The organism is Methanobacteriaceae archaeon (assembly GCA_030656015.1).
Lineage (GTDB): Archaea > Methanobacteriota > Methanobacteria > Methanobacteriales > Methanobacteriaceae > UBA349.
In genome coordinates this window covers 159,488-169,834 of the sequence record JAUSNX010000010.1, presented here as the reverse complement: position 1 = coordinate 169,834, position 10,347 = coordinate 159,488, and the positions used below count along the sequence as shown (strand labels likewise).

Genomic DNA, 10,347 nt, shown 5'->3' with positions numbered 1-10,347 from the left:
GTCCTGTTCCACTGTTTTGTGTGATGTTGTTTTGGTTGATGGTGGTGTTGTTTCCGTTGTGCCAGATTCCTCCGCCGTGCCAGTAGGAGGGTGTTTGTTTTCCGTTTTGTGTGATGTTGTTTTGGTTGATGGTGGTGTTGTCACTGTTTAGGTTTATTCCGGCTGCTCGGTTATTTGAAACTGTATTTCCAGAAATTAAACAATTAACAGAACTAGTTGAATAAATACCATACCCGATATTGGAAGATATTGTGTTATCTAAAATCTGGTTATTATACGAATTCTCTAGGTAAATACCAAAAAGGTTACCAGAAATATTATTATTATAAATGGTACAGTTAGATACACCATTCAAATATATTCCACTACTGCTAGTGGCTCCAATAATTCTAAAACCTTCAATTCGAGTGTTATTCCCTAAATTATTGATGTAAAAACCAGGTTTATTAATATTAGATATATTCAGGGTCACTGTTCCATTAGCTTTCAAGTTCAAAGTTTTATTTATAATTATATTTTCCTGATACGACCCCGAATTCACAATTATTGTGTCTCCTGAGCTTGCATTATCTATAGCATTTTGTATACTGCTTCCGTTATTAACAAATATTTCATTTGCCGTAGAATTAACATCTTCAGCTGAGGCTGTTTGGCAAGAAATTAACATCAATAAAAGTAGGAGTATAATGAATGCATATTTTTTCATTATCTCATAGTTTTTCATTATCAGACCTCTAATTGATATAAAATATTATTTATAATTATTAAGAGGTTGAGTTTTTATATAAAGTATTAATATTTATTATTAAAACGAATATTTTATATATGGTTTAATTAAATAAAAATAAGTAAAATTTTATTTTTTAAGTATAGTTAGTAAATAAATCTAAAATTAATTTTATTGTTTATCAATAATCTGGTACTCTTGTTTTACCAGAACTATTTTATCAGAATCTATATCTTGGTAGATAACGGTTCCAGATCCAATAGCAGAATTCATCCCTACTTTTACTCCAGGATTGAAACTGGAGTTAATCCCTGTTTTCACTCCATCACCAAATACTACACCCAATTTTCGCCGGCCAGTGTCCACTCTCCCATCTTTAACACTCATTTTCACTGTTCCATCATCAAAACGGAGATTAGCGATGTTGGTACCCGCAGCAAGGTTACAGTTCGATCCTATTATGGAATCTCCCACATAAGTAAGGTGATTTATATTGCTATGGTCCATAATAATAGAATTTTTAATTTCCACAGCATTACCTACACTTACTTGATTTCCTAAATAGGTGTTGCTTCTTAAATAACTATTGGGTCCAATGTCACAGTCTTCTCCAATGTAAACTGGCCCCTGAATATAGGTACCTGAGCGAATAACACTGTTTTTACCTAAAACAATCCTACCTTCAATATTAACTCCTTTTTCTATATGGCCCTCAATTTTTTCTTCCAGATTTGTCAGAAATTCTTCATTAATTTCTAAAAGTTCCCAGGGCCTTCCCACATCTATCCATTTTTTATGTGTAATGAACCCTTTAATGCTTTTTCCTTCGTCTATTTGCATTTGTAGAGAATCAGTTATCTCATACTCGCCTCGAGGGGAAAGCTCAGTTTCTTCTATTATAGAGAGAATATCTTGATTGAAAACATAGATGCCGGTGTTAATTAGATTACTAGGGGCTTCATCACGGGGCGGTTTTTCTATGATTTTTGTTATCTGTCCATTTTTAATTTCTACCACACCAAATGGGCTGGGATCTTCCACTTCGGTTAATACCATCATGGTATCGGGAGAGCTGGTCTGATAGTTTTCTATTAATTCCCTTAAAAGTTCTGGATCAAGGATTATGTCTCCATTTAATACTACAAAATCCTCTTTTATAAAGTCCTGGCAGTGGCCTATGGCATGGGCCGTACCTAAACGCTCTTTTTGGGTGATGTAATTAATTTGGACACCTAATTTTTCCCCATTTTCAAAGTGTTCCTTAACCATTTCTTCATGATAACCGACTATGAGTAGTATCTCAGTTATTCCTGCATCTCGAAGGGCTTCTACATTGTACTGTAGTATGGGTTTTCCACCTACTGGAAGCATGGTTTTGGGTCGGGTTAAGGTTAAAGGGCGCATTCTAGTTCCCTCTCCGGCTGTAAGAATCACGGCTTGCATAATAATTTCTCCTAAATCGCTAAAATGGGATTAAAATAAAATATATGCTTATTAAATCCATTAAATTCCATTTAAAATTATTTTTTTAATTATATTTTCTTAATTGGAATATTTAATAGTTGCTAGTTAAAGTTCATGATAATAATTGAATAAAAATTTGCTAATTGCTTTGATAATTTATTAATATATTCTATTTTTTTCTAAAACCAGTTTTAAAAATTAGAATTTACAGTATTATTGGAATTATAGATATGAATAAAAAAAGTAATGAAAAGTTATTTTAAATTAAATTAGGATACTAGTATTAATTAAGATAGCTAGGAGTATTCTCTTAGTTAATCAAAAGTTTTTCTATAAATTCAGTGGAAATTTTTCGAATTTCCTCGGCCCGGGCATTATTCCTTCCTTCTAGAGTCATGCGGATATAGGGCTCAGTACCAGATGGCCTTACCAGTACCCAACTACCATCTTCAAATGTGATGCGAATACCATCTATATTATTCACATTTGAGCTATCATTAAAACAAGCTTCCAACTCAGACTCTGCACTTTCCATCACCTTATCTTTCTTTTCATTAGGGCAAGGTAGTTTTTCCCGCATGGTTGGGTACTCTGGTACGGATGCTAGTAACTCAGAAAGGGGTCCTTGATCAGAAACCATTTCCACTACCTTCAAAGCAGACAATATTCCATCAGGACACATGCAGAATTCTGGATGTAGCCAGGTTCCAGAAGGTTCCCCACCAAAGGAAGCCTTTTCTTTAACAATTTCATGGGCCACATGAACATCTCCTACTTTGGTTCTTACAACACTTCCACCAATGCTTTCTAAAGATTCATCTATACACATGGAAGCATCTACGGTGGTAATTACGGTTCCTCCAGCCCTATGGGATATTAAAGCCAGCAACTTATCAAAATCTGCCATTTCACCAGTGTCGTCCACGGCCACCATTCGATCAGCATCACCATCATGAGCTATACCTAAATCTGATCCAGTAAACTGCACGGTTTTCATAAGATCTTTTAGATTGGCACGATTTGGTTCTGGTTTCCGCCCAGGGAAAAATCCATCTGGTTGAGAATTTAAACTTAAAACTTCACAGCCAGATTTTCTTAAAATAAGAGGGGATAAATAGGAAGCTGCGCCGGATCCACAGTCTACCACTACTTTTAGACCAGGTTTAATGTCCACCAGTCCCAGAAGTTCCTGAACATAATCTGAAATTAAATCCTTAACTTCTTCTTTTTTGCCCAGTTCATCCCAATTTTTTTCTAAATAATCTTTTTCATGAATTATTCGTTCTATTTCAAGTTCTTGTTCGGTGGAATAGGCCATTCCATCAGTATTCCATAATTTGATTCCATTATCTGGTGAAGGGTTATGTGATGCAGTTATCATAACTCCGGCAGATGCATTAAGACGAGAAGCAGCAAAACCTACTACTGGTGTGGGAACCATGCCTAAATATTGAACATTACAACCCCCTTCCATCAAACCAGCACATAATGCATTTTCCAGCATTTTATTGGATGTTCTAGGATCATAACCAACAACTACATTGCCTTTTCCATTCAAATAGCTGGCAACTGCTTTCCCAACATCAAGAGCAAGTTGGGTGTTTATTTTTTCTCCTATTTTACCTCGAATTCCTGAGGTTCCAAAAAGTCGAGGGATGGGATTTATATCCTTGTTTTCTTTTACGCTTCCTTCTTTTTTTATTCCTTCTTTTTTGGTATTTGCTTTGTTGTTTTTAAATACCATTTTAAGCACCGAACTTTTCAGATTTGTTCATAAGGTCCATTAATATATTCATTATATCTGAACCTCTTATTCTGCACAGACCACCCTTAGTAGCTGATCGTTCATCGAAAATTTCCACATCATCTACTCTTATTTCTGGCCCATTAATTACTAATGGAACCGGGTCTCCAGTGTGGTCCATTATTGAAATAGGAGTAGAATGGTCGGCAGTAAGTATGAAATAAGTGTCTGGAATTTTCATTACTTCTCCAATCACAGCATCAACTTTTTCCAAGAAATTCACTTTTTCTTGGAGGTTTCCATCGTGTCCCGCCTCATCAGCACCATCTATGTTGATTAAAAGGAAGTTATACTTTGAAACATTTTCAATAATGCTTTGACTTATACTGTCTAGGTCAGTATCCACCCCACCAGTGGCCCCTTCTACTTCAATGATGTCCATTCCTGCTAGCTTCCCAATGCCCATTATAAGGCCAGTTTCAGCTATACATGCCGACTTGAGACCATATTTTTCATTGAAGGGCTGTACATCTGGCACGGCTCCGGCCCCTCGGGGAAGTACTATATTCCCTGGTGGTTCTTCTGATTCAATTCGCTCTAAATTGAGAGCATGATCCTTTAAAATATTATAAGATTCACTTACGAATTTATTAAGTACTCTGGCTGTTTTTTCAGCTTCAGGAGATCCATCAAGACCTACAATTTCTTTAGGAGCTTTTCCTTCTTTTTTAGGATCCGCATCACTAACTTGATCAGATAATCCACTACCCCTAAGCACTAAAACTGACCGGTGGCCGGTGGACTCTTTGAAAATAATCTCAACATCTTCAAATCCTTCTAATTGAATGGAATTTAAACTTGAAGCCAATAGTTCTGTTTTTTCCCTTATTCTCCCTGCTCGACGGTCGATTATAAGTCCTTCTTCATTAGAAGTAGAAAAATTGCACCTAAAGGCAATATCTCCGGGCAGGACTTCTATTCCCACACCTGCAGCTTCAAATGGCCCTCTACCGGTGTAAACCTGATAAGGATCGTATCCCAGTATTGAAATGTGGGAAGTATCACTTCCGGCCCTTATACCTGGTTTTATAGGATCCATTATTCCGTTGATACCTATTTTTGCCATTTCGTCCATGTTGGGGGTTTTAGCCGCTTCAAGCGGAGTTTTATTATCCAGTTCTTTTAAGGGACGATCTGCCATCCCGTCGATTATCATTATTATCCCTTTCATGTTATCAACTCTAAGTAAGTGCTTAAACCAGCATAATTCCCAGAAATGCCCCGGTGAGGGTGGCCAGGAGATTAACGTGCTCATTAGTAATATAATTTCTTCTCTCGAAAATTGCTCCTAGGAAACTGTCCATAAAACAGCCTACAGTACCTGCTATTATGGATATTTTTAAGCAAACAAATGGGTCAGGGAGAATTCCCAGTAAATATGCAAATATTCCAATTAGTCCTGCCCCTAAAATACCTGCGACAGTTCCTAAAACCGATACTCCTCCATCTGTACCGGGAGCTACCTTTTTAAGTGTGGTAACCAGGCGAGGTGTCTGGGTAACTCCAACTTCGCTGGCCATCGTATCGGCTGTAGCAGTAGCTATTGAACCAATAAATCCGCCTACAAAACCGTCATAATATCCAAATGCGGCCATTACAAAAGGCACGATTCCATTAGAAATAACGTTTTTTGCAGATCGGGTACCTTCATACACACCAAGTTCTTTTTTATATTGGTGTTTGTATTTGGTTGATACCAGGCCTAAAATAAGAAAAATAAGAATTAAAAGTAGCCAGTTAAAACCAGCAGCTAATATGATTATAAGACCCATGATAACCATGAAAAGAGATCCCCAAAAGTCAAGAGCCCCTCTAAAGTAAGTAACAAGGCCCATGATTGAGCAAAGGATCACATATCCCCAGTATATCATAACCGGTCCCATTTCATATTTTTATAAGTTTTATTTATTATTAATTTAAAAAAATAGATTTAATTTGAGTTAAATCTATTGTGGCTCTTCTAAGACCTTGGTCTTAATAGTTTCTACTCTCTTTAGAGGGTAGATTTTTTTAGCCTTATGGTAAATTTCAGAAGCTATTTTACCAGTAACTAATCCTTCGATTACTTGCTCAAAGCTCTTGTCAGCGGCAATCTTGATTAAGAGTTGCTGAATAGTTTCCCTCATGAATTTTTGTTGGGAAGACTTGGCTCTTCTAGTGGTTATTGCGAGCATGTGCACTTTCATGGTGAATCCGTCGTTAGTTTTAACAATAACTGGGGCGTCGATTCGGCTGGTTCCTCTTCGGATCATACTTCTAACATAATCAGTAGTTACTTGATGTCCGATGAATCTGGTTCCTGCAGTATCTCCGGCTACTTCACTAATTTGGAATTTTAATTTCACGTATTGTTTAGAGAAGTCGCCAGTTAATTCTCTCATAGTAGTGTCTATTCTTCTTTTAAGGAGAAACTCAGGGTCCTTTGCAGGTGTAATCCCGATTTCGCTTCCTCCGAATGCTTTAGGACTAGTAATTTTGTACCATTGTTTCTCTTTCCATGTATCACGTACTCTTCTTCGTCGCGCTTTAGCCATATTATCACCTTAAATTGTAAAATCTGGGTAAAAAGAATTTTGAAATAATCAAATTTCTAGTTATCAAATTCAAATAAATATTAAATCAACTACATAATTACAAAACTGAAAAAAATCTATCATGCCTTTATTATAAAGTCACATTCATGATTTATAAATGTATTGAGTTTATTTCCAGTAAATTTTTAAAAAAGTTTGCACCGCCAATAAATTGAAGTATTCCTATTTTTGAGTATCCTTATATTTAACCTTGTGCTATATGAAAAAATTTTAATATTAATTTATAATCTTATTAAAGAACTACAAAAATTAAATTTATAAATTTATAAATTTATAGATTTTAATAAAATTTCAATAATTTTAATAAAATATTTTAATATAATAAAGATTTAAATTATCAAATTGGTTTTTTCATGAACTTATAATGTTTTATGTAATGATCAAGAACTTCTTCTACAGTTCCTTCGTCTTCTACCAGTTTAATTCCTTTTTGCTCCAGGCCAAATTTACCATTCATTCCGGCCTGTACACATATAACCACTTCACAATCTTCAATAATGTCTAATGGCCTTTTCCACTGATGTTTTTCACCTTCAGTCATGGAAACATTTCTTCTTTCAACAAAAATGGCCTTTTCTTTGTTAAATTCATATATGGAAAAATGATCTGCTTTTCCAAAGTGAAGGTCTGCATTAATTCCGTCTGAAGATGCTACAGCTATTTTCATGGTTAATCATCATTAAATTTTATTGATGTTTTTTAATAAAATAAATTAAGATAAAAAATTAAATAATTATAAATTAATTAGTTAGATGGCTGGATTCAATTATTCGTTGATTTTGTTAATTAATTTGGCCACATTTTCTCCAAATAAGCGTATGGTTTCCATTCCTTCGGTATCTTCTTCCACTTCACCAGGGGCCCATCCAAAGACCATGTTCCAATAGTTGGATCCGGGTACAATCATCTCGTTTATGAAATAAAACATTAATAATTCTTGTATGGCGGCAGTATGCCCGCCCCTACGTGCTACGGCAATAGGGCCTCCCACTTTCCAGCTTAAAAAGTTGTCTGTTGATTTGGAAACCATTCCTATTCTTTGTAAAGCGGCCATGAGTGATCCCCGGGCAGTACCAAAGTAAACTGGGCTTCCTACAATGAAACCTTCAGATTCTCTTATTTTATCTATGATGTCGTTTAATCCATCATCCAGTTTGCACTTTTTGATTTTTTTGCACTTACCGCAAGCATGACAAGAATCAATAGTCATCTTTCTAAGGGATATTATTTCGGTTTCCAGGCCGTTTTTCTCTATTTCTTCGGCACATTTTTCCATTACTTGCATAGTATTGCTTTTTTTTCGTGGGCTGGCACATATTAATAGGACTTTTTTCATTATAGAATCTCCTAAATGTTCTTTTATTAATTTATTTAATTCATAACCTCTATTTCTAATGAAATTAAGATTCCATTCAATGTAATACTTTTAGAATGTTATTAAACAAATATTTATCTCAGAATTTGCATGTAAAAATAAAATTTTATTTAATAATTAATTTAATCAGTACCTTTATAAGGAACTCAAAACAATATTAAGTATAACGAAATTTATTGAATATTGATAAAATTGAAATATGTATGGTATGCTATTTTTATTTTAAATTCATTTATTTTCAAATTATAAAATAATAAAAATTATATTTGGAGTTGATTTTTTCCCATCTGAAATAACAGGATATATTCCTATAATCTCCACCATGCTTGGGGTGACTATGGGCCTTGTATCTAGTGAGATAAGTAATTTACGTAGACATAAACGATCAAAAAGAAGCAAAATTAATTCAACCAGAACTCTAATTTCCCTGGAAAATGAGAGAAATATTGACTTACTTAAAGATTTCTGGTATAAATTAAACAATTCAGAAGAATACGAAACTGAAAATGACGAATTAAAGATTGATCTGGCACATAAATTGATTAAAATGCCTAAACCCTCATGGAATAATGATATGTGGGGTAAACAAGCTTCTTTTTTACCAATAACATTTGTTGATAAAGAAATAATAGCAGTTTCATCTTTTAATCATTGTTTAGATGCCCTTAAATCTATTTACACTAAATTAATAGATTTAGATACCAAGGATAGGGAATATAACAGTACTTATGCTTCTAGCGGTGCTAAATTATCCACATTACCTCGTTCCAACAGATTTAAAGAGGAAGCTCCCTCTTTATGGGACGAATTTGAAAAGATTACTTTAAATCTGATTGAAAATGGTAATCCCTTAAATAAAAGAAAAAAATAGGGGCCATTTTCATATTTATTTTTTATTACATATTTTTTATTACATTATAATAATGGAAATTTTTTCCGATCTATTTTTTTTATTTTTATTTACATTTTTAAGCTATTTGGTGTATTATTTATTTTTTTAGATATTCTGAAATGTTTTAACTGTTAAAAACTACTTCTTCTTGATTTTTGATGTTAATCACTATTTACATATAGTAAACTTTATATTACATAATGTAAAGTATAATTTACATAATGAATTTATAAAGGTGAATTTATCATGAATCTTAAAAAACAAGGAATGATTTTAAAAATAGTTTCAGCTTTTGTAACTGGTTTGTGGGTGGCTGGATTGATTATTGGAAGTATTTATTTAGTTTTACTGGCTATTCTCGTAGTTATTATAGAAATTCCGATTATCTACATTAAAAGAGACAATCTAAAAGACATGTTTCAAGGTGATGGTAATGTGGTAGAAGATGAAAGAACTCAGCTAATCAATGAAAAAGCATCCACTATGACCCTGGGCATTTTCATAGCAGTTATAATTTATGTAGGTATAATTATTTTGGCCCTTAGAAATAGCTTTCCTGAATGGACTCTGACGGGTTATACTTTAATAGGATCTGCAGTTGTATGTCTGGTCATTTATGGGATTTCTCGTATTCACTACAGTCGAAAATATTAAACTAATTTTTATAAAACCAATGGATAGATGAGTTGATAAAATGAATACCGACCGGAAATTATTTTTAATTTTATGGATGGGCAGTATTTTTGGATTAATAGCCATCATGCCTTATGTTTTTACGCTTCAGGGCAGCTTACTTGGAAATTCACCGATTCCGCCTTACTTGCTAATTGCAGGACAAATTATTCAAAATGCTGTTATTTTTGCAATTACCATTTTTATAGGACTTAAACTTGCAAAGAAAGTTGGATTAGGACTTCCAATATTAGAATGCTGGTTAGAAGGTAGAAAAACAAAAAGTGATCTAAAATCTATTCTGGGAATATCTATTGGCCTGGGATTACTGTTAGGTGTCTTGATTGTTGGTTTGGATTTATTATTTTCCCTTATGGGAGTGACCATTAGTGTAGCTCAAGCCAGTTCTATAACTCCTCCTGCATGGCAAGGTTTCTTAGCATCTTTTTATGGTGGAATAAACGAGGAAATCATGCTAAGACTATTCTTAATGACGTTATTAGTGTGGATATTCTACAAGATCAAAAAAACAAAAGAAGGAACCCCAAACAAACTCAGTATATGGTTGGGAATTATCCTGGCAGCAATCATATTTGGCGCCGGCCATTTACCTGCTTTAATGAGCATAACCACCATAACTCCCTTACTAATTACCCGCACCATCGCTTTAAATGCCTTAGGTGGAATTATATTTGGATGGCTTTACTGGAAAAAAGGCCTGGAGTCCGCCATGATATCTCATTTTTCTGCTGATATTGTGCTTCATGTGATAGTTCCATTACTGTTATTTATTTAAATTCAAAGAAAAAGGATTAAATG

The 10,347-nt window shown here is 34.1% G+C and carries 11 protein-coding genes; 3 read left to right on the top strand and 8 right to left on the bottom strand.

From position 1 onward, the window contains the following. From Q7I96_08225 to Q7I96_08190, 8 genes are all read right to left on the bottom strand, one after another. Window positions 1-724, bottom strand: a 724-nt coding sequence (locus Q7I96_08225) for a right-handed parallel beta-helix repeat-containing protein (GenBank protein MDO9627593.1), incomplete at its 3' end; no start/stop codon positions are given. 174 nt (window positions 725-898) lie between these two features. Next, the gene (locus Q7I96_08220) at window positions 899-2,176 is read right to left on the bottom strand and encodes a sugar phosphate nucleotidyltransferase (GenBank protein MDO9627592.1); all 1,278 of its coding nucleotides are present in this window, start codon (window positions 2,174-2,176) and stop codon (window positions 899-901) included. Window positions 2,177-2,501: 325 nt separating this feature from the next. Continuing rightward, on the bottom strand, window positions 2,502-3,935 hold the full coding sequence (gene glmM, locus Q7I96_08215) for a phosphoglucosamine mutase (protein MDO9627591.1): 1,434 nt from the start codon (window positions 3,933-3,935) through the stop codon (window positions 2,502-2,504). A 1-nt stretch (window position 3,936) separates the two neighbouring features. Beyond that, window positions 3,937-5,166, bottom strand: a complete 1,230-nt coding sequence (locus Q7I96_08210; protein ID MDO9627590.1) for a 2,3-bisphosphoglycerate-independent phosphoglycerate mutase — start codon at window positions 5,164-5,166, stop codon at window positions 3,937-3,939. A gap of 22 nt (window positions 5,167-5,188) precedes the next feature. Beyond that, a complete protein-coding gene (locus tag Q7I96_08205; GenBank protein MDO9627589.1) occupies window positions 5,189-5,866 on the bottom strand; it encodes a TIGR00297 family protein in 678 nt (225 codons plus the stop codon). Between the two features lie 75 nt (window positions 5,867-5,941). Next, window positions 5,942-6,529 (bottom strand): 30S ribosomal protein S3ae, encoded by a 588-nt coding sequence (locus tag Q7I96_08200; protein MDO9627588.1) that lies wholly within the window; start codon window positions 6,527-6,529, stop codon window positions 5,942-5,944. A gap of 397 nt (window positions 6,530-6,926) precedes the next feature. Next, window positions 6,927-7,256: a NifB/NifX family molybdenum-iron cluster-binding protein gene (locus Q7I96_08195; GenBank protein ID MDO9627587.1), complete on the bottom strand. Its 330-nt coding sequence runs from the start codon at window positions 7,254-7,256 to the stop codon at window positions 6,927-6,929. A 99-nt stretch (window positions 7,257-7,355) separates the two neighbouring features. Next, window positions 7,356-7,925 (bottom strand): flavodoxin family protein, encoded by a 570-nt coding sequence (locus Q7I96_08190; GenBank protein ID MDO9627586.1) that lies wholly within the window; start codon window positions 7,923-7,925, stop codon window positions 7,356-7,358. Between the two features lie 376 nt (window positions 7,926-8,301). On the opposite strand from Q7I96_08190, the gene Q7I96_08185 reads away from it, so the two are divergent. The 3 genes from Q7I96_08185 to Q7I96_08175 all read left to right on the top strand — a co-directional run bounded on the left by Q7I96_08185 (window position 8,302) and on the right by Q7I96_08175 (window position 10,324). After that, entirely contained in the window at window positions 8,302-8,835 is a 534-nt protein-coding gene (locus Q7I96_08185; GenBank protein MDO9627585.1) for a hypothetical protein, read from the top strand. Window positions 8,836-9,102: 267 nt separating this feature from the next. Then, a complete protein-coding gene (locus Q7I96_08180; GenBank protein ID MDO9627584.1) occupies window positions 9,103-9,510 on the top strand; it encodes a DUF2178 domain-containing protein in 408 nt (135 codons plus the stop codon). 40 nt (window positions 9,511-9,550) lie between these two features. After that, window positions 9,551-10,324: a CPBP family intramembrane metalloprotease gene (locus Q7I96_08175; GenBank protein MDO9627583.1), complete on the top strand. Its 774-nt coding sequence runs from the start codon at window positions 9,551-9,553 to the stop codon at window positions 10,322-10,324. The last annotated feature ends 23 nt before the right edge of the window (window positions 10,325-10,347 follow it).